Annotated in this window: 24 protein-coding genes; 1 reads left to right on the top strand and 23 read right to left on the bottom strand. The window is 59.1% G+C overall.

Translation table 11 applies throughout. The features are described from left to right. Nucleotides 1-15: 15 nt before the first annotated feature. The 21 genes from ACZZ0Q_RS05065 to trmJ form a co-directional block, all read right to left on the bottom strand. A complete protein-coding gene (locus ACZZ0Q_RS05065) occupies nt 16-822 on the bottom strand; it encodes an amidohydrolase (RefSeq protein ID WP_463539871.1) in 807 nt (268 codons plus the stop codon). Further along, a complete protein-coding gene (locus ACZZ0Q_RS05060; protein ID WP_463539872.1) occupies nt 810-1,958 on the bottom strand; it encodes a pyridoxal phosphate-dependent aminotransferase in 1,149 nt (382 codons plus the stop codon). The genes ACZZ0Q_RS05065 and ACZZ0Q_RS05060 overlap by 13 nt, the downstream gene beginning before the upstream one ends. Nucleotides 1,959-2,352: 394 nt before the next feature. Continuing rightward, on the bottom strand, nt 2,353-3,825 hold the full coding sequence (der, locus tag ACZZ0Q_RS05055) for a ribosome biogenesis GTPase Der (RefSeq protein WP_122494095.1): 1,473 nt from the start codon (nt 3,823-3,825) through the stop codon (nt 2,353-2,355). Nucleotides 3,826-3,950: 125 nt separating this feature from the next. Continuing rightward, the gene (gene bamB, locus ACZZ0Q_RS05050; RefSeq protein WP_122494096.1) at nt 3,951-5,102 is read right to left on the bottom strand and encodes an outer membrane protein assembly factor BamB; all 1,152 of its coding nucleotides are present in this window, start codon (nt 5,100-5,102) and stop codon (nt 3,951-3,953) included. Continuing rightward, a complete protein-coding gene (locus ACZZ0Q_RS05045) occupies nt 5,095-5,736 on the bottom strand; it encodes a YfgM family protein (protein WP_463539873.1) in 642 nt (213 codons plus the stop codon). Before ACZZ0Q_RS05045 ends, bamB begins: the two co-directional genes overlap by 8 nt. Before the next feature lie 69 nt (nt 5,737-5,805). Continuing rightward, entirely contained in the window at nt 5,806-7,095 is a 1,290-nt protein-coding gene (gene hisS, locus ACZZ0Q_RS05040) for a histidine--tRNA ligase (RefSeq protein WP_463539874.1), read from the bottom strand. 23 nt (nt 7,096-7,118) lie between these two features. Next, complete coding sequence (gene ispG / locus ACZZ0Q_RS05035; RefSeq protein WP_463383629.1) at nt 7,119-8,231, bottom strand: flavodoxin-dependent (E)-4-hydroxy-3-methylbut-2-enyl-diphosphate synthase; 1,113 nt, start codon at nt 8,229-8,231, stop codon at nt 7,119-7,121. 2 nt (nt 8,232-8,233) lie between these two features. Next, nucleotides 8,234-9,262 (bottom strand): helix-turn-helix domain-containing protein, encoded by a 1,029-nt coding sequence (locus ACZZ0Q_RS05030; protein WP_463539875.1) that lies wholly within the window; start codon nt 9,260-9,262, stop codon nt 8,234-8,236. Then, nucleotides 9,262-10,017 (bottom strand): type IV pilus biogenesis/stability protein PilW, encoded by a 756-nt coding sequence (gene pilW, locus ACZZ0Q_RS05025; RefSeq protein ID WP_463539876.1) that lies wholly within the window; start codon nt 10,015-10,017, stop codon nt 9,262-9,264. The genes ACZZ0Q_RS05030 and pilW overlap by 1 nt, the downstream gene beginning before the upstream one ends. 12 nt (nt 10,018-10,029) lie before the next feature. After that, the gene (rlmN, locus tag ACZZ0Q_RS05020) at nt 10,030-11,178 is read right to left on the bottom strand and encodes a dual-specificity RNA methyltransferase RlmN (protein WP_463539877.1); all 1,149 of its coding nucleotides are present in this window, start codon (nt 11,176-11,178) and stop codon (nt 10,030-10,032) included. A 25-nt stretch (nt 11,179-11,203) separates the two neighbouring features. Next, the gene (gene ndk, locus ACZZ0Q_RS05015) at nt 11,204-11,635 is read right to left on the bottom strand and encodes a nucleoside-diphosphate kinase (RefSeq protein WP_108095966.1); all 432 of its coding nucleotides are present in this window, start codon (nt 11,633-11,635) and stop codon (nt 11,204-11,206) included. Between the two features lie 116 nt (nt 11,636-11,751). Then, nucleotides 11,752-11,952 (bottom strand): Fe-S cluster assembly protein IscX, encoded by a 201-nt coding sequence (gene iscX / locus ACZZ0Q_RS05010; RefSeq protein ID WP_463539878.1) that lies wholly within the window; start codon nt 11,950-11,952, stop codon nt 11,752-11,754. 14 nt (nt 11,953-11,966) lie between these two features. Further along, nucleotides 11,967-12,308 (bottom strand): ISC system 2Fe-2S type ferredoxin, encoded by a 342-nt coding sequence (fdx, locus tag ACZZ0Q_RS05005; RefSeq protein WP_463539879.1) that lies wholly within the window; start codon nt 12,306-12,308, stop codon nt 11,967-11,969. After that, nucleotides 12,308-14,173, bottom strand: coding sequence for a Fe-S protein assembly chaperone HscA (gene hscA / locus ACZZ0Q_RS05000; protein WP_463539880.1), 1,866 nt, complete (start codon nt 14,171-14,173; stop codon nt 12,308-12,310). The genes fdx and hscA overlap by 1 nt, the downstream gene beginning before the upstream one ends. Nucleotides 14,174-14,214: 41 nt before the next feature. Beyond that, a complete protein-coding gene (hscB, locus tag ACZZ0Q_RS04995; protein ID WP_463539881.1) occupies nt 14,215-14,736 on the bottom strand; it encodes a co-chaperone HscB in 522 nt (173 codons plus the stop codon). A gap of 8 nt (nt 14,737-14,744) precedes the next feature. Further along, nucleotides 14,745-15,068 carry an iron-sulfur cluster assembly protein IscA gene (iscA, locus tag ACZZ0Q_RS04990; RefSeq protein WP_122494105.1) on the bottom strand — a complete coding sequence of 108 codons (324 nt, stop codon included), beginning with the start codon at nt 15,066-15,068 and terminating at the stop codon, nt 14,745-14,747. Between the two features lie 30 nt (nt 15,069-15,098). Continuing rightward, nucleotides 15,099-15,485, bottom strand: coding sequence for a Fe-S cluster assembly scaffold IscU (gene iscU, locus ACZZ0Q_RS04985; RefSeq protein ID WP_108095972.1), 387 nt, complete (start codon nt 15,483-15,485; stop codon nt 15,099-15,101). A 50-nt stretch (nt 15,486-15,535) separates the two neighbouring features. Then, entirely contained in the window at nt 15,536-16,750 is a 1,215-nt protein-coding gene (locus ACZZ0Q_RS04980; RefSeq protein WP_122452571.1) for an IscS subfamily cysteine desulfurase, read from the bottom strand. A 45-nt stretch (nt 16,751-16,795) separates the two neighbouring features. Continuing rightward, a complete protein-coding gene (gene iscR, locus ACZZ0Q_RS04975) occupies nt 16,796-17,287 on the bottom strand; it encodes a Fe-S cluster assembly transcriptional regulator IscR (RefSeq protein ID WP_122452570.1) in 492 nt (163 codons plus the stop codon). A gap of 142 nt (nt 17,288-17,429) precedes the next feature. Next, complete coding sequence (gene cysE, locus ACZZ0Q_RS04970) at nt 17,430-18,209, bottom strand: serine O-acetyltransferase (RefSeq protein WP_122494107.1); 780 nt, start codon at nt 18,207-18,209, stop codon at nt 17,430-17,432. Then, nucleotides 18,202-18,981 carry a tRNA (cytosine(32)/uridine(32)-2'-O)-methyltransferase TrmJ gene (trmJ, locus tag ACZZ0Q_RS04965; RefSeq protein WP_463539882.1) on the bottom strand — a complete coding sequence of 260 codons (780 nt, stop codon included), beginning with the start codon at nt 18,979-18,981 and terminating at the stop codon, nt 18,202-18,204. The genes cysE and trmJ overlap by 8 nt, the downstream gene beginning before the upstream one ends. A 144-nt stretch (nt 18,982-19,125) precedes the next feature. On the opposite strand from trmJ, the gene suhB reads away from it, so the two are divergent. Further along, nucleotides 19,126-19,941 carry a type III secretion system regulator SuhB gene (gene suhB / locus ACZZ0Q_RS04960; protein ID WP_463539883.1) on the top strand — a complete coding sequence of 272 codons (816 nt, stop codon included), beginning with the start codon at nt 19,126-19,128 and terminating at the stop codon, nt 19,939-19,941. 79 nt (nt 19,942-20,020) lie between these two features. Here the strand turns inward: suhB and ACZZ0Q_RS04955 are convergent, their stop codons facing one another. After that, nucleotides 20,021-20,575, bottom strand: coding sequence for a glycine zipper 2TM domain-containing protein (locus ACZZ0Q_RS04955; RefSeq protein ID WP_463539884.1), 555 nt, complete (start codon nt 20,573-20,575; stop codon nt 20,021-20,023). A gap of 145 nt (nt 20,576-20,720) precedes the next feature. Continuing rightward, nucleotides 20,721-21,632: a protein translocase subunit SecF gene (gene secF / locus ACZZ0Q_RS04950; protein WP_463539886.1), complete on the bottom strand. Its 912-nt coding sequence runs from the start codon at nt 21,630-21,632 to the stop codon at nt 20,721-20,723. Nucleotides 21,633-21,634: the final 2 nt, after the last annotated feature.

Raw genomic sequence — 21,634 nt, 5'->3', positions numbered from 1 at the left:
CTGCTAGTCGACGGGTTAAAGCGTGAAGGCGTCAGCATCCAGATGCGCCGGGAAGCGCGTGCGATAAGCGGCCAGGTCAGCCGCTTTGAGCACAACACTGAACACGCCGTCGCCGGCGTTCGCCTCCAGCAGTGGCTCGCCCTGAAAGTCGAGCACTTGGCTGTCGCCGCTGTAGGGATGGCCTTTACCGTCGTTGCCGATACGGTTCACGGCGGCGACGAAGCAAAGGTTTTCAATCGCACGCGCCGGTAGCAGCCGATTCCAATGCAGACGGCGCGCAGCTGGCCAGTTCGCGGTGTAGAGCAGCAGGTCGGTGTTATGGGGGTCGCGGCTCCACACGGGAAAACGCAAGTCGTAGCAAATCAGCGGTCGTATCCGCCAACCGTGCAACTCCATCTGCACTTGGCGCTCGCCCGGGCTGTAGTGCTTGTGCTCGCCGGCCATACGGAACAGATGGCGTTTGTCGTAGTGCAGAATTTCGCCGTCCGGGCGCGCCCATAACAGGCGATTGCGGTGGCTGCCGTCGGCGGCCTGAATGATCACGCTGCCGGTGATCACCGCATTCAGGCGTTTGGCCTGCTCGCGAAGCCATGCGTACGTGGCGCCCTCCTCCTGCTCGGCCAACGTGGCGGAGTCCATGGAAAAACCGGTGGTGAACATTTCCGGTAACACCACCAAATGCGCGCCTCGGGCTTGCTCGAGCAACGCCTCGAAGTGGTCAAAGTTAGCCGCCGGGTCGTGCCAGGCCAGCGTGGTTTGCACCAGCGCCAGCTTGAGGTCAGGGAGACTGGTGATGTCGCGTCCGCGGGTTAAATCCGACATAGCTGCTCCGCGGCTTGAATAAGGGTTTCTTCACGTTTGGCAAAGCAGAACCGTACAAGCCGCAAGCCTTGCGGCGGTTCTTGGTAGAACACTGAAATAGGAATGACCGCAACACGGTGCTCGCGGGTGAGCCATTCAGCCATGGCGACGTCATCCAGATCGTCGCGGATGGCCGAGTAGTCGGCCAGTTGGAAGAAGGTGCCGGCCGCGCGAGTGAAACGAAATTTCGAGGATTGCAGGCGATCGCAAAATAAATCGCGCTTGGCTTGGTAGAACGCCGGCAACTCACTCACGTGATGCGGGTTGGCCGCCATAAAATCGGCCAACCCCCACTGCATCGGGGTGACGCCACAGAAGCTGACGTACTGATGCACTTTGCGCAGCTCAGCGCTTAATGTTGGAGGGGCCACCACATAGCCGGTTTTCCAGCCGGTGACGTGGTAGCTCTTGCCGAAGGAGCTGACCACAAACGCGCGCTCGTACAGCTCGTCATGAGCCAGCACGCTATCGTGGGAGCGTCCGTCGAATACCAAGTGTTCATACACCTCGTCACTGATCAGGTAGATATCACGGCCTCGAATCAGCTCAGCCAGTTGATCCAGATCGGCCCGGGTAATCAGCGCGCCGCTCGGGTTGTGCGGGCTGTTGAGGATGATCAAACGGGTGCGCGGGGAAATGGCATCGGCCAGACGCTGCCAGTCGATGCCGAAGTCCGGTTGGCTGAGCGGGATATGGACGCAGCGCCCACCGGCCAGATCAACCGACGGCTCATAGCTGTCGTAGCTCGGGTCGAAAACAATCACCTCATCGCCCGGGCGAATCAGCGCCTGAATCGCACAAAAAATTGCCTGGGTCGCGCCGGGGGTAATCGTGATTTCGCTTTCGGCACTGACGTTGCGTCCGTAGCAAGCCGCGATCTTTGCCGCCACCTGCTCGCGCAACGCCGGCAGGCCCGTCATCGGCGCGTACTGGTTATGCCCACTGTGAACATGGCGGGCGACTGCATCGAGAAGCGCCTGCGGACCATCAAAGTCCGGGAAGCCCTGGGACAGATTCAGCGCACCGACCTCGCTAGCCAACTGAGACATACGAGTGAAAATGGTGGTGCCGATGTTGGGCAACTTGCTGGTGATCATCACGTCTTCCTGGTATGAGCATTGATGGCTCTACTGCCGCCATGACGGGCGAGGATAACGGATCGGTCGGACACGAAAAAGGGCACCCGAAGGTGCCCTTTCGTCTACCGCTATAACCATCCGACGCCGCTGGGTTCTTGTTGGGCTTCGCCTTCGGCTCAACCCAACCTACGACTTCCTACAGAAACCTCAGAGTGGCGCGCTGTTTGTAGGAGCGGCTTCAGCCGCGATGTTTTGATCTACCGACCTGCAGCGCCACAGGTCCAGATCGAGCGAGCTGGAGCAGCGCAAGGCAAAAATGGATTTTGAAGCGCAGCTGGCTGTAGCCAATGAGCATTCAACATCCATTTTTAACGCAGCAACGCCGACGCGTAGCCGATCGATGCCGAGCCCATCACTTCTTGTCGCGGCGCTTCTTATCGGCCTTCTTGTGGTGCGACATAAGGCGCCGCTTCTTGTTTACCTGGCGATCCGTCAGGGTGTTTTTCTTACCCTCGTAAGGGTTCTCGCCGCCTTTGAATTCGATGCGAATCGGCGTACCGACCAGCTTCAACACACGGCGATAGGTGTTTTCGAGGTAGCGCACGTAAGACTTCGGCACCGCTTCCACTTGGTTGCCGTGAATCACGATCAGTGGCGGGTTGGCGCCGCCCAAGTGGGCGTAGCGCAATTTAATGCGACGGCTGCCGACCATAGGTGGTGCGTGCTCGCTGACGGCATCTTCCAGAATCTGCGTCAGGCGGCTGGTGGGCCAGCGCGTAACCGCCGATTTGAAGGCGTTCTGCACCGACTGGTACAGGTTGCCCACGCCCGTGCCGTGCAGCGCGGAAATGAAGTGGATGTCGGCGAAGTCGACGAAGAACAGGCGACGCTGCAACTCGGTTTTAACGTAGTCGCGCTCGCTCGGCTCCATGCCATCCCACTTGTTCAGTGCGATCACCAGAGCACGGCCCGATTCCAAGGCGAAACCCAGCAGGTTCAGGTCGTGGTCCACCACGCCTTCGCGGGCGTCCATTACAAAAATCACGACGTTGGCGTCTTTGATCGCTTGCAGGGTTTTAACGACGGAAAACTTTTCGACTTCTTCGTGAATTTTGCCGCGTTTACGAACGCCCGCCGTGTCGATCAGGGTGTACTTCTCTTCGTTACGCTCGAAGGGAATGTAGATGCTGTCGCGGGTGGTGCCGGGCTGGTCGTAGACGATTACCCGGTCTTCGCCGAGCATGCGGTTTACCAGCGTCGACTTGCCGACGTTAGGTCGGCCGATGATGGCGATCTTGATGCCGTCTTTTTCGCTCGGGCCCGGAATGCGCTTGGCTTCCTGACCTTCGGCAACCACTTCCTCTTCGCCCTCTTCCGGCTCTTCGGCGTCATCTTTAGGAAAGCTGCCCAGGGCAATTTCCATCATCTGCGCAATACCGCGGCCATGGGCGCCGGCGATTGGAATCGCATCGCCCATGCCCAGCGGGGCGAACTCGGCGCGCGCGAGGTCGGGGTCGATGTTGTCGACTTTATTGGCGACCACGTAGGAGGTCTTGTTGCGCTTGCGCAGGTGCTCGCCAATCATCTGGTCGGCGGCGGTGAAGCCTGCGCGCGAGTCCACGAGGAACAGCACCACGTCAGCTTCTTCAATGGCCAGCAGCGACTGCTCGGCCATTTTTTCGTCCATGCCGTGCTCGTCACCGGAGATACCGCCGGTGTCGATCAGGATGTAGGTTCGCCCTTGCCATTTGGCTTCACCGTACTGGCGATCACGGGTCAGACCAGCCAGGTCGCCGACGATGGCGTCGCGACTTCTGGTCAGGCGGTTAAATAAGGTGGACTTGCCGACGTTAGGACGGCCCACCAGGGCGATTACGGGAACCATGCGGCCCCTCCACTCAATTGCAGAAAACACAAAGGCCGCTACCGTCGAACGGCAGCGGCCGGACTCATGAAGCGTAGGTTAGCCAACGGGTTGCTCCCTAGTGGGAGCCGCCCGCTGAGCCACGCCTACTTGATGGTCAGCGCAACCAACTCACCGCTGTTACCGAAGGCATACAGCCAGTCGGCGACCACCAATGGCCGAGCACGCAGACCGTCGCTGTCGATGCGCGTACGCCCGACAAAACGACCGTCTACTTGGCTGACCAAGTGCAAGTAGCCTTCGAAGTCACCAAAGGCAATGTAGCTGGAGAACACTTCCGGCGCCGACAACTCGCGGCGCGCCAAGGATTCGTTGCTCCACAGCGCCGAAGCGGAACGCTCATCGACGCTTTCCACCGTGCCATTGGCCAGGCAGAGGTAAACGCTACCGATGCTCTCGGCCAGACCGACGTTACTCGACGCTTCGCGCTGCCAGATGATGCGGCCATTGCTCGCATCCAGACCAGCGACGCGACCGTTGTAGGTCACTGCGTACAGGGTGTTGCCCGAGAGCAGCAAGCCGCCATCGATATCGACCACGCGGTCCAGCTCGGAGCGACCTTGTGGTACGGCAACGCGCTGTTCCCATGCCGGCAAGCCGCGCTGGGTGTCGAGAGCGATAACCTTACCGGTGGACAGGCCGGCGAAGGCCAAACGGTCGTTGACGACAGGGGCGCCGGTGCCCCGCAGCGTCAGCACAGCTGGGGTGCTTTCGTAGATCCAGCGCTGAGCGCCGCTGCTGGCTTCCAGGCCAATGATGCGGTCGTCCTGGGTTTGCACCACGACCACATCACCGTTAGTAGCCGGCGGTGCCAGCACTTCGCTGGTGACCTTGGCGCGCCATTTTTCTTCACCGGTCGCACCGTCCAGGGCAACCACTTCGCCTTTCAGGGTGCCGACCAGTACCAAACCGCTACCGGCGCCAACGGCACCCGATACCGGCAGGTCGAGGTCGGTTTCCCACAGCTTGTCGCCGGAGAAACGGTTAATGGCCATGACTTCGCCGTTTACGTCAGCGGCGAAGATGGTGTCGCCATCAATGGCGGGAACCAGCATGTTGAAGGTGTCGCCCTGGCCATCGCCAATCGAGCGGCTCCATTCTTTTTTCAGCTCAACTTCTTCGGTGAAGTCAGGCAGCTCGGCTGGTGGCAGTTCTTTCTTGCTAGTGCTGCTGCAACCCGTGGCAAGAACGGCCAGGGCCAGCAGTGCGGCATATTTCCAGCGCATCACTTCACGCATCCCCTTTGGCCAGATCGTCGAGCTTCATTTGCAAGCCACCCACTGCCGCTTCATCGGACAGGGCCGCCTTGGCCTTTTCGTAAGCGCCACGGGCATCGTCGGCACGGCCAACTTTGACCAGCAGGTCGCCTTTAAGCTCTTCGCGGCTGGCAACGAACGCTTTTTCCGCATCGCCATCAAGCAGCTTGAGCCCTTCGTCAGCTTTGTTCTGAGCAGCAAGAACACGGGCCAGACGCTGACGTGCGAGTTCCTGAAGAGTGGAATCAACAGGCTTGTCGACCACAGCTTTCAACTCTGCTGCCGCATCGTCCAGCTTGCCGGCATCCACCGCAATTTTTGCGGCGAACAGACTGGCGTACTGGGCGTAATAGGTACCTGCGTAATCGCTTTTGAGCTTATTGGACAGCTCGGCCACTTTGGCGACATCGGGCTTGCCAGCTGGATCAAAGGTAGTTTCCAGCAGCTGCTGATAAAGCATCGAGGCGTTTTGCGCCTGGCTGGTCTGGTACTTGTGCCAGTAATTCCAGCCCGCCACGACTGCCAGGGCGAGCACGCCGCCGGTCAGCAGAGGTTTGCCGTTGCGGTTCCACCAATCCTTGATGTCCGCCAGTTGTTCGTCTTCGGTACTCGACACGCCAATGCTCCTTAAACCTGCTGAATGCTCAAACCTGGTGTTCACACCGGTTGTGTTTTGAACCCGCTGTCACGCCTGTTGCAAGCGGGTTACCAGGTGCTCGGCCAGAGCATCCCAGGCAATATTTTCTTGTTCGCCCTGACCTCGGAGCGGTTTGAAACCTACCACTTGCTGAGCCAGTTCGTCTTCGCCCAGCACCACGGCGAACAACGCCCCGCTCTTGTCGGCTTTCTTGAGCTGACTTTTAAAACTGCCGGCACCGGCGTTAACCACCAGGCGCAGGCCCGGAACCTGATCACGCAAACGCTCGGCCAATTGCAGCCCGGCCAGCTCAGCCGCGTCGCCAAATGCACAGAAGTACACGTCGACTTGCCGTGCAATTTCTTCCGGTACTTTTTCCAGGGTTTCAAGCAGCAGAATCAAGCGCTCGATACCCATGGCGAAACCCACGCCGGCAGTGGGCTTGCCGCCCATTTGCTCGACCAGGCCGTCGTAGCGACCGCCGGCACACACGGTGCCCTGCGCCCCGAGTTTGTCGGTGACCCATTCGAAAACGGTTTTGCTGTAGTAATCCAGACCACGCACCAGCTTGCTGTTGAGCACATACGGAATGTCGGCGGCATCCAGACGCGTCTTCAAGCCTTCGAAGTGCAGGCGCGAGGCGTCGTCGAGGTAGTCGGCAAGTTTCGGTGCATCAACCAGCAGCGCCTGGGTTTCCGGCACTTTGCTGTCGAGCACGCGCAACGGATTGCTGTGCAGCCGACGCTTGCTGTCTTCATCGAGCTGATCGGCACGCGCCGACAGGTAGTTCACCAGCGCATCACGGTAAGTGGCGCGCGCTTCGCTGGTACCCAGGCTGTTGAGCTCGAGCTTCACCGCTTCGCGGATGCCCAGCAGGCCCCACAAACGCCAGGTCAGGATGATCAGTTCCGCGTCGATGTCCGGACCGTCGAGGTTGAACACCTCCACGCCGATTTGATGAAACTGGCGATAGCGTCCTTTTTGCGGACGCTCATGGCGAAACATCGGACCGATGTACCAGAGTTTCTGCACCTGGCCACCGCCAGAAATACCGTGTTCAAGCACGGCACGAACGCAGCTGGCGGTGCCTTCGGGGCGCAGGGTCAGGGAATCGCCGTTGCGGTCGTCGAAGGTGTACATCTCTTTTTCGACGATGTCGGTTACTTCGCCGATGGAGCGTTTGAACAGCTCGGTCGCCTCGACGATGGGCATGCGGATTTGGCGATAGCCGTAGCCGTCGAGCAGTCCCGCGACGCTGTTTTCGAAGTAGCGCCAGAGCGGGGTTTGCTCCGGAAGGATGTCGTTCATGCCACGAATGGCTTGCAGGGACTTACTCACACAGAATCCTTAGAATCGTCTTATTAGCCGCGGGCAATAAGCGCTGCGTCGGCTTCGACCTTTTCGGCCGCTTTCTGGCGAATCATCTGTTCAAGCTGATCCACCAGATTTTCGTTAGTCAGCTTTGAAGCGGGCTTGCCGTCGATATACACCAGGTTATTCGGCGTACCGCCAGTCAGGCCGATATGGGCTTCCTTGGCCTCGCCAGGACCGTTGACGATACAGCCGATTACGGCCACGTCCAGCGGAACCAGCAAGTCTTCCAGGCGCCCTTCCAGCTCGTTCATGGTTTTCACCACGTCGAAGTTCTGGCGAGAGCAGCTTGGACACGCAATAAAGTTGATGCCACGCGAGCGTAACCGCAGGGATTTGAGGATGTCGTAACCGACCTTCACCTCTTCCACAGGGTCTGCCGCCAGCGAGATGCGGATGGTATCGCCAATTCCGTCGGCAAGCAGCATGCCCAGGCCCACAGCCGACTTCACCGTGCCCGAACGCAAGCCGCCAGCCTCGGTGATGCCCAGGTGCAGCGGTTGCTCGATTTGCTTGGCCAGCAGGCGATATGCCGCCACGGCCATGAATACGTCAGACGCTTTGACGCTGACTTTGAAGTCGGGGAAATTCAGGCGGTCGAGATGTTCGACGTGGCGCAGGGCCGACTCCACCAGCGCTTCAGGGGTCGGTTCGCCGTATTTCTTTTGCAGGTCTTTTTCCAGCGAGCCGGCGTTCACGCCGATGCGGATTGGAATGCCACGATCTCGCGCGGCTTCGACCACGGCTTTAACGCGGTCTTCGCGGCCGATATTGCCTGGGTTGATACGCAGGCAGTCGACACCCAACTCAGCCACGCGCAGGGCAATCTTGTAGTCGAAGTGAATGTCGGCCACCAGCGGCACATTGCTCTGCAATTTGATTTTGCCGAAGGCTTCGGCGGCGTCCATGTCCGGCACGGAGACGCGCACGATGTCGGCGCCGGCTTCTTCCAAACGACGGATTTGATCGACCGTGGCGGCCACGTCGCAAGTATCGGTGTTGGTCATGCTCTGTACGGCAATCGGCGCGTCACCGCCAACCGGTACGGAACCGACCCAGATCTTGCGCGAGACGCGACGGATGATTGGCGATTCGGCGTGCATGCTTATTGTCCCAACTTGATACGGGCGGTTTCGCCACTGGTGAACGGCGCTACGTCAACGGTCTGACCGTTGAAGCGCACTTGCGCGCCGCGGGCATAACCCAGGCGCAGTTCAAGCGGCGCTTTGCCAGAGACTTCGAGCTTTTCGCCGGCGCGTTTCAAACCGCTGACCACAACCTTGCCGTTGCCATCGGTGAGCTGAATCCAGCAGTTCGCGCTGAAATCCAACGCCACAACGCCTTCACCAGCAGCGGCCACTACCGGCGCAGCGGGCGGGGCCTGAGGTGTCTGGCCTGCAGGCGCAGCCGGGGCGGCGGGCGCTTGTGTAGGTGACGGCGCGGAAGCGGGAGCGGCCGGTGCAGGGCTCGCTACGGACGGAGCCGTTGCGCCTGGCGCGGTTGTGACTGGGGGCGTTGTAACCGGGGCTTGAGCGACAGGTGCTTCCGGCTGCATCGCCACTTCAGGCGACACTTCCGCCGGCACGGCTTCTTCGGCGCCTTCGGCGTCGACCACCGCCTGATCTTCCGGCTCGTCCAACGGGTGAATTTCAGTTTTGCCATCGGCGCCATCGACTTCAACATGGCCCAGGCTGATGCCGCCTGTTTCGGTGGTGCGCCCCGCTGACTGGTCCTGCCACCAGAAGAAACCACCCGCCACCATTGCCAACAACAGCAACAGACAGACGATACGCAGCAGGTTTTGCGAAAGGCGCATGGGCTCTTCGATGCGCCCGAGGCCATGCACGCTGCTGCCGGTGGCATCGGTGCCGGTGTATTGGTCGAACTCCTGGACGATCAGTGTTTGATCCATGCCCAGCAGTTTTGCGTAGGCACGCACATAGCCGCGCGCGAAGGTGTGGCCCGGCAGTTGATCGAACTGTCCGGCTTCCAATTGGGTAAGGCGTTGGGTGGTCAGATTGAGCTGACCGGCCACGTCGGCCAGCGACCAGTTTCGGTTTTCGCGGGCTTTACGCAGCGTCTCGCCGGGGTTACTGCGAGGGACCGCTAGAGCTTCTGGATGCACCGCTTTCATCATTGCTCCGACATGTATTGCTTGTATTCCGGCGTACCGGGATAGAGACGTTTGAGCTGCAGGCCAAGCGTCGCCGCTTTGTCACGGTCATCGAAAATCTTGGCCAGTCGAGCGCCAAGCAGCAGGCTTTCAGCATTTTGTTCGGTGATCTTGCTGAAGGCGTCGTAATACTTGCGCGCGGGCACGTATTCCTTGTCTTCATAGGCCAGCTTGGCCAACTCCAAATGCGGGCGCGCCTGACGTTTGTTCAGGCGAATCGAGCGCTCGAAGTATTGTTTGGCCTCGGCGCGGTCGTTGAGTTTCAACGACACCAGACCGAGGTTCTGGAAAACCCGCGAGCGCTCCGGGTACATGTTGTCTTTCACCGCTTCGAGGTAACGTTCTTTGGCTTCCTGGTAGCGGCCTTGCTCATACAGGAATGCACCGTAGTTATTCAGAAAACGGGGATCTGGGCGGCTGGAAATGGCTTTACGAAAATGCTCATCGGCCAGTTCCGGCTCCATTTCGGTTTGGAACAGGATGGCGAGCGCGCCGTTGGCGTCGGCATTGCTTGGGTCAAGTTCGAGGGCCTTTTTCAACGGCACCTTGGCCTGCTCGGTGTTGCCCTGATTGAGGTAGCCGATGCCCAGTTGAATATACGCATCACGCGCTTCGTCACGCCCTTTGTCGGTTTTCATCGGGTCGACCTGACCCGTCGAGACACAGCCAAACAGTAAGCCAGTGAACAGAAGCAGCAGCGCAGTGCGCAATGTCATAGGTGTCCTACCTTAGGTTCGGTTTGCAGCGGTACGTGGCGCGTCAGCCTCGTTGCTCAGTTGGCGCACAGCAATGTAGCGCTCGCTACGGCGGGTGCGATCCATGACCTGACCAACCAGTTGCCCGCAAGCGGCATCAATGTCTTCGCCGCGCGTGGTGCGCACGGTGACGTTGTGCCCTGCTTTATACAGCAGGTCTTGGAAGCGGCGAATACTGTTGTTACTCGGCCGCTCGTAACCGGAATGGGGGAAAGGGTTGAACGGGATCAAATTGATCTTGCAAGGAATGTCCTTGAGCAGCTCGATCATTTCTTCAGCGTGCTCGCTGCGGTCGTTGACGTCTTTGAGCAAGGTGTATTCGATGGTCAATACACGCTTCTCGCCGAGCCGGGCGACGTAGCGTTTGCAGGCAGCGAGCAACATCGCCAGAGGATACTTCTTGTTGATTGGCACGAGTGTGTTGCGCAGCGCATCGTTGGGCGCATGCAGCGACAGGGCCAGGGACACATCGATAACTTCGCCGAGCTTGTCGATCATCGGCACCACGCCCGAGGTGGACAACGTCACCTTGCGCTTGGAAATGCCGTAGCCGAGGTCGTCCATCATCAGGTGCATGGCGGCGACTACGTTGTCGAAGTTCAACAGCGGTTCGCCCATGCCCATCATCACCACGTTGGTGATGGCGCGATCAATCTTCGCCGGCACACTGCCGAACGATTTGTTGGCGATCCACACCTGGCCGATGATTTCGGCCGCCGTCAGATCGCTATTGAAACCTTGTTTACCGGTGGAGCAGAAACTGCAGTCCAGCGCACAACCGGCCTGCGATGAAACGCAGAGGGTGCCGCGACTGCCTTGGGGAATGTAGACGGTCTCGACACAGCTGCCAGAGGCCACACGCACGACCCATTTGCGGGTTCCGTCGGTGGAGATGTCTTCACTCACCACCTCCGGACCACGAATCTCGGCACGGGCCTCGAGCTTTTCGCGCAAGACCTTGCCGACATTGGTCATGGCGGCGAAGTTATCGACGCCAAAGTGGTGAATCCACTTCATCACCTGACCGGCACGAAAACGCTTCTCCCCGATAGAGTCGAAGAATTGTTCCATCTCAGGCTGGGTCAGACCCAGGAGATTGATTTTGCCGGTAGCTTCAGTCATGTCTTCACCCTCGCCCGTTCGCAGATTAGCGAGTACGTGCAGTTACTTCGGTTGCAGCGAAGAAGTACGAAATTTCGCGAGCAGCAGCGGCTTCGGAGTCCGAACCGTGAACGGCGTTAGCGTCGATCGAGTCGGCGAAGTCAGCGCGGATTGTGCCGGCAGCAGCTTCTTTAGGGTTGGTAGCGCCCATCAGTTCGCGGTTTTTAGCAATGGCGTCTTCGCCTTCCAGAACCTGAACAACAACCGGACCGGAGATCATGAAAGCAACCAGCTCGCCGAAGAAACCACGGGCGCTGTGCTCAGCGTAGAAGCCTTCAGCTTCAGCTTTGGACAGTTGTTTCATTTTCGAAGCAACGACGCGCAGGCCGGCTTTTTCGAAACGGGTAACGATTTCGCCGATTACGTTTTTAGCAACGGCGTCGGGCTTGATGATGGAGAAAGTGCGTTGAACAGCCATGTGAAGCTCCAGAAACTATGAGTTAAGCCAAAAATTAAACCCGCGAATTATACGCGGGTTCCTGTCAAATGCGTAGGGCCGGCGCCCAGCTGTGGCGCGCCAAACCGAGGGTAAATTCAGTCTGCTTCTTCGATCCACGCAGCCTGAATGGCCTCCAGTACTTTCTCACCACCGCGTTGCGGATCGTCGCTGAACTCAGGCAAAGCAGCGACCCAGCGTTGCAGGTCGACGAAATTCACGTAGCGCGGATCCACATCGGGCTTGCTGTCGGCCAGTTGAATGGCGATTTCCAGAACATCAGTCCACTTCAGACTCATGACACTTCCTTGAATCAATGCGGCGCTTCGGCGGCGTGGTTGAGCGAGTATTTCGGGATTTCGACAGTGATGTCTTCGGTGCCGACGATAGCCTGACAGGCCAGACGCGACTGAGCCTCAAGCCCCCAGGCGCGATCAAGGAAGTCTTCTTCCAGCTCATCCGCCTCGTCCAACGAATCGAACCCTTCGCGCACGATGCAATGGCAGGTGGTGCAGGCGCAAACGCCGCCGCAGGCGCTTTCCATTTCAATATGGTGCTCGTGCGCCAAGTCCAGAATGGAAGTGCCCGGCTCAGCCTCGACAACCATGCCTTCAGGACAAAATTTCGGGTGGGGCAGAAAAATAACCTGCGGCATCAGTTGTCCTCGATTTCATTCAGATTGCGCCCTGCCAGCGCGGCTTTCACCGTCGAGTCCAGACGGCGGGCAGCAAAGGCGTCGGTGACCTGCGACAGGCGCTTGGTCTGCTGCTCGATGGCGTAACCATCCGAGCCTTTCATCAATTCACTCAACTCCTGCATCTGCAGGTCGATCACCATGCGCTCTTCGGCGTCGAGCAAACGCTCGCCGTCCGCTTCCAGCGCGGCCTGAACGGCCTCGATCAAGCGCTGCGCATCGACCTGCTGCTCACGCAACACGCGGGCGACCTTGTCATCGCCGGCGTTCTGGAACGAGTCCTGAAGCATGCGGGCGATTTCGCCGTCGGTGAGCCCGTAGGACGGTTTCACCTGAATGCTGGCCTCAACGCCCGACGCCAGTTCGCGCGCGGCAACACTGAGCAGGCCATCGGCATCGACCTGAAAGGTCACGCGAATTTTCGCCGCGCCCGCCACCATGGCCGGAATGCCGCGCAGCTCAAAACGTGCCAGGGAGCGGCAGTCGCTGATCAGCTCGCGCTCGCCTTGCAGCACGTGAATCATCATGGCCGTCTGGCCGTCTTTATAGGTGGTGAAGTCTTGCGCGCGGGCAACCGGAATCGTGGTGTTGCGCGGAATGACTTTTTCCATCAAGCCACCCATGGTTTCCAACCCCAGGGACAGCGGAATGACGTCTAGCAAAAGCAGCTCTTCGCCATTGCGCTTGTTGCCCGCCAAGGTGTCGGCCTGAATCGCGGCGCCAATGGCCACCACTTGATCCGGGTCGATATCGGTCAGCGGCGTGCGGCCAAACAGCTCGCCCACCACCGTGCGCACACGCGGCACGCGAGTCGAGCCGCCGACCATAACCACAGCTTTGACTTCATCCACTTCGATGTTTGCGTCACGCACGGCGCGGCGGCAGGCTTTGAGGCTGCGCTGCAACATGGGCTCGATAAGGCTATCGAAATGGGCGCGCGACAGCTCACCGCTCCAGTCGCCGAAGCTGACGCCCACAGAATCGGCGTCGGTCAGCGCTTCTTTGGTGGCACAGGCCGCCTGCAACAAACCGCGCTGCTCACCGGGAGCGATGTCGGTGGAAATACCCGCCTGCTCGACAATCCAGCCCGCAATGGCATGATCGAAATCGTCGCCGCCAAGCGCGGTATCGCCGCCTGTGGCGAGCACTTCGAACACGCCGCCAGTCAGGCGCAGAATGGAAATATCGAAGGTGCCGCCGCCCAAGTCATAAATGGCGACTACGCCTTCAGCTTTTTGATCGAGCCCATAGGCCACGGCTGCGGCGGTCGGCTCGTTAAGCAGGCGCAACACGTTGAGGCCAGCCAGGCGGGCGGCGTCTTTGGTGGCTTGGCGCTGCGCATCGTCGAAGTAAGCCGGAACGGTGATCACCGCGCCAACCAAGTCGCCACCTAAGGCAGCTTCGGCACGCACTCGCAGCACTTTAAGAATCTCGGCAGACACTTCCACCGGGCTTTTGGCGCCCTGCACCGTTTCGATAAAGGGCATGTGCGATTCGCCGCCCACAAAGCGGTAAGGCAACTGCTCACCGAGTTGCTTCACATCTGCAAGGCCGCGACCCATCAAGCGTTTAACCGACAGCACGGTGTTGAACGGGTCACTCGCGGCGGCCGCCCTGGCAGCACGCCCGACCTCAACGTGATCGCTGTGATAACGCACGGCGGACGGCAGGATGACCTCGCCATCGGCGTCGGCGATTGGCGCCGAAACGCCACTGCGCAACGCCGCTACCAGCGAGTTGGTGGTGCCCAGGTCGATACCAACGGCCAAACGCCGTTGATGCGGTTGCGGGCTCTGCCCGGGTTCAGCGATCTGCAGTAATGCCATGCTTGTCTGCGCATCAGGCGCGCCGCCTGGGCGGCGCGGAATTAATCGTCGAGGCGCTCTTCCAACTGGCGCACTTCGTAGCTGAGCTTGTCGAGGAACTGCATGCGGCGAACCAGGCGCTCGGCCTCGTCGATGCGCGCAGTCTCATCCCAACAGGCGGCAAAACGGTCGTTGAGCTCATCCTGAGCAGCCTTCAAACGACGTTTGAATGTGGCGACACCGGCCAGGTCGGCGCTGTCTTGCAGGTCTTCAAGCTCCTCGCGCCATTGCATCTGCTGCATGAGGAACTCGGGATCCTGCACGGTGACTTCCAGCGGCAGCTCGTGACCACGCAACACCAGCAGATAACGCGCCCGTTTTGGCGCGTTTTTCAGCGTCTGGTAGGCCTCATTGAGACTCGCCGAATGCTCCAGCGCCAACCGTTGCTCGCGCTCAGAGGCGTCGGCAAAACGGTCGGGGTGCACGCCACGCGCCAACTCGCGATATCGCGTAGCCAGCTGCTCAAGATCCAGACGGAAGCTCGGTTGCAGGTCAAACAATGCAAAGTGACAAGGGGTGCCCACAGCCAGCCTCAGATGTTGAAGCTCTCGCCGCAGCCACATTCGCCGCGCACGTTGGGGTTATTGAACTTGAAGCCTTCGTTCAAACCTTCTTTGACGAAGTCCAGTTCAGTACCGTCGAGGTACACCAGGCTTTTCGGGTCGATGATCACTTTCACGCCGTGACTTTCGAACACCTGGTCTTCGCCTTGTGCTTCGTCGACAAACTCCAGGACGTAGGCCAGGCCCGAGCAGCCGGTGGTGCGAACACCCAGGCGAATACCGTCACCTTTGCCACGCCCGTCGAGGGAGCGGCGTACGTGTTGGGCCGCCGCTTCGGTCATGCTGATAGCCATGAGAACTCCTTAGTCGCAAACGACTGCTGGTTAGAGCAGGCCTTTCTTCTGCTTGTAGTCACGAACGGCCGCCTTGATGGCGTCTTCGGCGAGTACCGAGCAGTGGATCTTCACCGGTGGCAGAGCAAGCTCTTCAGCCAACTGGGTGTTCTTGATGGTTTCGGCTTCATCCAGGGTTTTGCCCTTCATCCACTCGGTGGCGAGGGAGCTGGAGGCGATAGCCGAACCACAGCCGTAGGTTTTGAACTTGGCGTCTTCAATAACGCCCTGATCGTTTACCTTGATTTGCAGACGCATCACGTCGCCGCACGCCGGCGCGCCGACCATGCCGGTGCCGACATCAGGATCTTCCGCGTCCATCTTGCCGACGTTGCGCGGGTTCTCGTAGTGGTCAATGACCTTTTCGCTATAAGCCATGATTCATTTCTCTCTCATCAGGAGCAGGTGCCGCTCTTATTGGCAGCTAATTAATGTGCCGCCCATTCCACTTTGGAAATATCGACACCTTCTTTAAACATGTCCCACAGCGGCGACAGTTCGCGCAGCTTGGTAACTGCCTCGCGCACTTTAGCTGCGGCGTAATCGACTTCTTCTTCGGTGGTGAAACGACCGAAGGTGAAACGGATCGAGCTATGTGCCAGTTCGTCGTTGCGGCCCAGGGCGCGCAGCACATACGAAGGCTCAAGGGAGGCTGAGGTGCAGGCCGAACCAGACGAAACCGCCAGGTCTTTAAGAGCCATGATCAGCGACTCGCCTTCCACATAGTTGAAGCTCAGGTTCAGGTTGTGCGGCACGCGAGCGGTGCTGCTGCCGTTCACATACAGTTCTTCCAGACCGTCGACCTGCTTGAAGAAACGCTCGCTCAGAGCGGCAATGCGCTGATTTTCCTGAGCCATTTCTTCTTTGGCGATACGGAACGCTTCGCCCATGCCAACAATCTGGTGAGTGGCCAAGGTGCCCGAACGCATGCCACGCTCGTGACCGCCGCCATGGGTCTGAGCTTCCAGACGCACACGTGGCTTACGGCTGACGTACAGCGCGCCGATGCCTTTAGGGCCGTAAGTTTTGTGCGCCGAGAAGGACATCAAATCGACTTTCAGCTTGCTCAGATCGATATCGACTTTGCCGGTGGACTGAGCCGCATCGACGTGGAACAACACGCCGCGCGAGCGAGTCAGCTCACCAATGGCCGCGATGTCGTTGATAACGCCGATCTCGTTGTTGACGTGCATGATCGACACCAGAATGGTGTCTTCACGCAGCACCGCTTCGATCATAGCCGGAGTGATCAGGCCATCTTCCTGCGGGTCGAGATAGGTCACTTCGAAGCCTTCGCGCTCAAGTTGGCGCGTGGTATCGAGCACGGCTTTGTGCTCGATCTTCGAGGTGATGATGTGTTTGCCCTTGCTCTTATAGAAGTGCGCAACACCTTTGATTGCCAGGTTGTCCGACTCGGTGGCACCGGAGGTCCAGACGATTTCGCGCGGGTCGGCATTCACCAACTCAGCCACCTGACGGCGACCGTTCTCCACGGCTTCTTCAGCTTTCCAGCCAAACACGTGGGAGCGCGAGGCCGGGTTACCGAAGTTACCGTCGACCAACAGGCATTCGCTCATTTTCTGCGCCACACGAGGATCAATCGGTGTAGTCGCGGAGTAATCGAGATAAATCGGCAATTTCATTGATGTCTCCTAATCAGGTGTAGGCCGGTCAGCCTGGCGCCCTACTCAATCGATGGCGGACGCTTCAATTTTATCCATGCGTGGCGTTCTGCCTGAGCAGTGACGCTGATCCTGGCGCCTGGCGATGTCTTGCACCTCGTGACGGGTGACAAGGTCGGCCAAGCTGATACCACTAAGAAATTCGTGAATTTGCTGGCTCAGGTCGGACCACAAATGGTGGGTCAGACAGGTGTCGCCATCGTGGCAACCGCTCAAACCTTGGCAGCGAGTGGCATCGACCGACTCGTTGACCGCATCGATCACCTGCACAACCTGAATGCCGCCCATATCGCGCGACAACTGATAGCCGCCACCGGGACCGCGCACACTGGAAACCAGATTTCCGCGACGCAATTTGGCGAATAGTTGCTCGAGGTAAGACAGGGAAATGCCCTGGCGCTCGGAAATATCCGCCAGAGAAACCGGACCATGCTGGGCATGAAGCGCCAGATCGAGCATGGCGGTCACGGCGTAACGGCCTTTGGTAGTCAGTCGCATGGCTTGTACCGCAAGATCACTGAATATGCCGTAAGTATGCTATTCCCGAGTATTTAGGTCAACTATAAGACCGATTAAAACACTCGGGATTGCACAAAATGAAGGGCGCGAATCATAGCAAAAAAACGCATAGCGGCGCCCATCAGGCGGCGGGCTTGTCGTCCAGACCTTTGCAAACGTCGTTGAAGTCCTCGTCACGCAATGTCGGCAGATCTTTCGCGCAATAATCGCTGCCCAGCGCCTTGAGCGCGGAGCACATGCCTTCCAGGCGACCGTCTACAGCCTGGAGGTGATCCAGCATCTGGCCGATGGCTTTGGCCACAGGGTCCGGCATGTCAGGACTGACGCCATAAGCGTCGAACCCCAGCTTTTCGGCGATGGCCTGGCGCTTGGCTTCTGCTTCGTCATCAGCCTTGACGATGATGCGCCCCGGAATGCCGACAACCGTCGCACCGGCCGGCACCGGCTTGGTTACCACCGCATTGGAGCCAACCTTGGCGTTCGCGCCAACCGTGAACGGCCCGAGCACCTTGGCGCCCGCTCCCACTACCACACCGTTTTCCAATGTTGGGTGACGCTTGCCTTTGTTCCAACTGGTGCCGCCCAGGGTCACGCCTTGATAAAGGGTAACGTCGTCGCCAATCTCGGCGGTTTCGCCGATGACGATGCCCATGCCGTGGTCAATAAAGAAGCGCTTGCCGATTTTGGCGCCCGGGTGAATTTCGATGCCGGTCAGCCAGCGACCGAAGTTCGACACCATGCGCGCCAGCCATTTCCAGCCGGCCAACCACAACCACCCGGACAGGCGATGCAACCAGATGGCGTGCAGCCCCGGGTAGCACGTCAGAACTTCGAAAGCGTTACGCGCCGCCGGATCTCGGTGGAATACGCTTTGAATGTCTTCTCGTACGCGCTCAAACATCGTCACTTCTCCGCTTATGAGGCTCCCCGCGAGCGGCCTTTTGAGTCTCGGTCAAAATGCCCCGCAGAATGTTCATTTCCGACTGACTCACCGCGCTTCGGGCAAACAGCCGACGCAAACGCGACATCAAATGCCGGGGGTTTTCCGGGTCGAGAAAACCGATCTGCACCAGCGTCGCTTCCAGATGGCCGTAAAACCGCTCCAACTCGTCCATGGTCGACAACTGCTCGCTGCGCGGCGACGCCACTTCGGTTTTTTCCGCGCGCTTGCTTTGCCCCTGACTCGCAAGCCACGCCATGCGCACCTCATAAGCGAGCACTTGCACGGCGGCAGCGAGATTGAGCGAGCTGAAATCCGGATCCGACGGAATGTGAACGTGGTAATGACAGCGCTGCAGCTCTTCATTGGTAAGCCCGGCATATTCGCGACCAAAAACGAGGGCCACTTCACCACCCTCGGCGGCGCGCTCCACGGCGTGCACGCCACATTCGCGCGGGTCCAGCATCGGCCATGGCATACGACGATCGCGGGCACTGGTGCCCAGCACAAGCGTGCAGCCGACCAACGCCTCTTCGAGCGTGGCGACGACTTGCGCGGTCTCGAGAATGCCATCGGCGCCGGACGCACGCGCACTGGCTTCATGGCTGGGAAAGTCTTGCGGATCGACCAACACCAGACGCGACAAGCCCATGTTTTTCATCGCCCGCGCGGCGCCGCCGATATTGCCCGGATGACTGGTATTGACCAAAACGACGCGGATATTTTCCAGCAACGAAAGCGCTCACACGGACAACAAAGGGAGGCAAATCTTACAGAAGCACCCCGGCAAACACCATGCGCACGCCAGGTGGGCCTTCTTCATCTATGGTTTTCTGTTAGAATGCTCGGCTTTCTTTAACGACCCAGGTGACCCTCCATGCAGCCTATGCTGAATATCGCGCTGCGCGCCGCCCGCAGCGCCAGTGAACTGATCTTCCGCTCCATCGAGCGCCTGGACACCATTAAGGTCGACGAAAAAGACGCCAAGGACTACGTGTCCGAAGTGGACCGCGCCGCTGAAACCAGCATCATCACCGCGCTGCGCAAAGCCTACCCAACCCACGCCATCCTCGGCGAAGAAACCGGCCTACACCCAGGCAGTGGCGACGGCGAAGACTATCTTTGGATCATCGATCCACTCGACGGCACCACCAACTTCCTGCGCGGCATCCCGCACTTTGCGGTCAGCATTGCCTGCAAATACCGTGGCCGCCTGGAACACGCCGTCGTGCTCGACCCAGTCCGCCAAGAAGAATTCACCGCCAGCCGTGGTCGTGGCGCTCAGCTGAACGGCCGTCGTCTGCGTGTTAGCGGTCGCACCAGCCTCGAAGGCGCCCTGCTCGGCACCGGCTTCCCGTTCCGTGACGATCAAATGGACGGCCTCGATAACTACCTCGGCATGTTCCGCAGCCTGGTCGGCCAAACCGCCGGCATTCGCCGCGCCGGCGCTGCCAGCCTGGACCTGGCTTACGTGGCTGCGGGCCGTTTCGATGCGTTTTGGGAAGCAGGTCTGTCGGAATGGGACATGGCTGCAGGCGCGCTGCTGATTCAGGAAGCGGGCGGCTTGGTCAGCGACTTTACCGGGGGCCACGAATTCCTGGAGAAGGGCCACGTGGTAGCCGGCAACACCAAATGCTTCAAGGCAGTGTTGACGGCGATTCAGCCGCACCTGTCGGCTCAGCAAAAACGCTAAGCCTAAGGGCAATAAAAAAACCGGCCATGCGCCGGTTTTTTTATTGGCGAAAAAAAGCGCCCCGAAGGACGCTTTTTTCTTACTGCTGGACCGGCTGATTCTGACCCAAAATCAGCTGACCGGTTTTCTCGTCTACCGGAATCTGGCTGCCTGGATCGCGATCCATCCGCACCTGACCCACTTTGTCTTTCAACTGGTACTTCACGTTGTAGCCGACCAGCTTGTCGCTGGTGTCGGTGACCGTGTTGCACTTGGTTTCGGTGGTGGTGTAGGTGTCATTGGCTTGCATGTTTTCCTGCACCTTGTTGCCGGCATAACCGCCGCCGACAGCACCAGCAACGGTGGCAATTTTCTTGCCGTTGCCGCCGCCGACCTGGTTACCAAGCAGACCACCTGCCACAGCACCCAGCACGCTACCTACGATTTGATGTTGATCCTTGACCGGCTTTTGCCGAGTGACGGTTACATCTTTGCAAACTTGCCGCGGAGTCTTGATGGTTTCGTTGATCGGTTCCACCGCGAGCACTTGCGCGTATTCAGGACCGCCACCCACCAAACTGTAAGTTGCAACAGCACCTCCGGCGGTAACACCTACCGCACCCAGCACCGCACCAACTAGCATCGACTTGTTCACGTTAACCTCCTGGTTCACACCGAGACGCCGTAGCGCCTTTCTCCTAGCCTTGGAGTCCTTTTCCTACAGCCAGTTCAAAATTGCCGACGAAAAAAAAACCGCGATGGGCTGCTCAGCACCATCGCGGCCTGGTCGACAAAGCGCCTTATGGGCGTTCGTCTACCTCTTCTGAAGACACTGGCGGAATCAGGTCTTCAACACTCAGCTTGAGCCAGATCAGCACCACGTTGGCGATGTAGATCGAGGAGTATGTACCCGCCAACACGCCGATAAACAATGTAATCGAGAAACCGTAAAGGTTATCGCCACCCCAGACCAGCAGCGCGCCGATAGCCAACAAGGTCGAAATCGACGTCGCCATGGTGCGCAGCAAGGTTTGCGTGGTGGAAATATCGATGTTCTCGACCAGCGTGGCTTTACGCAGCACACGGAAGTTCTCCCTCACACGGTCGAATACCACGATGGTGTCGTTGAGCGAGTAACCGATGATCGCCAGTACCGCCGCGAGTACAGTCAGGTCGAACGTGATCTGGAAGTAGGAAATCACACCCATGGCCACGATTACGTCGTGGATCAGCGAGGCGATTGCTCCCAAACCAAACTTCCACTGAAAGCGGAAAGCCAGGTACAGCATGATGCCGCCCAAGGCCAGCAACATGCCCAAACCGCCCTGATCGCGCAGCTCTTCACCGACCTGCGGGCCGACGAATTCAACGCGCTTCACGGTCGCCGGGTTGTCGCCGTCTACCGCACGCAGCGCATCGGCGACGCGCGTGCCCAATTGCGGATCATCCCCCGGCATGCGCACCAGCAATTCGTTCGCAGCGCCGAAGCTCTGCACAACCGCATCGTTGAAGCCGGCTTTTTGCAGTTCTTCACGCACTTGCAGCAGGTTCGCGTCGCGCTCGTAAGTCAGCTCGATCAAAGTACCGCCGGTGAAGTCCAGGCCGTAGTTGAGACCTTTGGTGAACAGGCTGAACAGCGCAATAGCGGTGAGCACCAAGGTGAAGCCGAACGCGATGTTGCGCACGGCCATAAACTTAATCGTACGTTTCATAG

This window comes from Pseudomonas sp. AC070 (genome assembly GCF_979258635.1).
Note: the sequence above shows the minus strand (reverse complement) of the source record. Positions and strands in the feature narration are given on the sequence as shown.

Coding starts and splice junctions, on each gene's coding strand:
- ACZZ0Q_RS05065 (WP_463539871.1), bottom strand. CDS start 822: ATGTCGGATTTAACCCGCGGACGCGACATCACCAGTCTCCCTGACCTC.
- pilW (WP_463539876.1), bottom strand. CDS start 10,017: ATGACATTGCGCACTGCGCTGCTGCTTCTGTTCACTGGCTTACTGTTT.
- ACZZ0Q_RS05030 (WP_463539875.1), bottom strand. CDS start 9,262: ATGAAAGCGGTGCATCCAGAAGCTCTAGCGGTCCCTCGCAGTAACCCC.
- fdx (WP_463539879.1), bottom strand. CDS start 12,308: ATGCCGCAGGTTATTTTTCTGCCCCACCCGAAATTTTGTCCTGAAGGC.
- hscA (WP_463539880.1), bottom strand. CDS start 14,173: ATGGCATTACTGCAGATCGCTGAACCCGGGCAGAGCCCGCAACCGCAT.
- bamB (WP_122494096.1), bottom strand. CDS start 5,102: ATGCGTGAAGTGATGCGCTGGAAATATGCCGCACTGCTGGCCCTGGCC.
- rlmN (WP_463539877.1), bottom strand. CDS start 11,178: ATGACTGAAGCTACCGGCAAAATCAATCTCCTGGGTCTGACCCAGCCT.
- secF (WP_463539886.1), bottom strand. CDS start 21,632: ATGAAACGTACGATTAAGTTTATGGCCGTGCGCAACATCGCGTTCGGC.
- ACZZ0Q_RS04980 (WP_122452571.1), bottom strand. CDS start 16,750: ATGAAATTGCCGATTTATCTCGATTACTCCGCGACTACACCGATTGAT.
- der (WP_122494095.1), bottom strand. CDS start 3,825: ATGGTTCCCGTAATCGCCCTGGTGGGCCGTCCTAACGTCGGCAAGTCC.
- iscA (WP_122494105.1), bottom strand. CDS start 15,068: ATGGCTATCAGCATGACCGAAGCGGCGGCCCAACACGTACGCCGCTCC.
- ACZZ0Q_RS05060 (WP_463539872.1), bottom strand. CDS start 1,958: ATGATCACCAGCAAGTTGCCCAACATCGGCACCACCATTTTCACTCGT.
- iscR (WP_122452570.1), bottom strand. CDS start 17,287: ATGCGACTGACTACCAAAGGCCGTTACGCCGTGACCGCCATGCTCGAT.
- ndk (WP_108095966.1), bottom strand. CDS start 11,635: ATGGCTGTTCAACGCACTTTCTCCATCATCAAGCCCGACGCCGTTGCT.
- iscX (WP_463539878.1), bottom strand. CDS start 11,952: ATGAGTCTGAAGTGGACTGATGTTCTGGAAATCGCCATTCAACTGGCC.
- cysE (WP_122494107.1), bottom strand. CDS start 18,209: ATGTTTGAGCGCGTACGAGAAGACATTCAAAGCGTATTCCACCGAGAT.
- suhB (WP_463539883.1), top strand. CDS start 19,126: ATGCAGCCTATGCTGAATATCGCGCTGCGCGCCGCCCGCAGCGCCAGT.
- iscU (WP_108095972.1), bottom strand. CDS start 15,485: ATGGCTTATAGCGAAAAGGTCATTGACCACTACGAGAACCCGCGCAAC.
- ispG (WP_463383629.1), bottom strand. CDS start 8,231: ATGCACGCCGAATCGCCAATCATCCGTCGCGTCTCGCGCAAGATCTGG.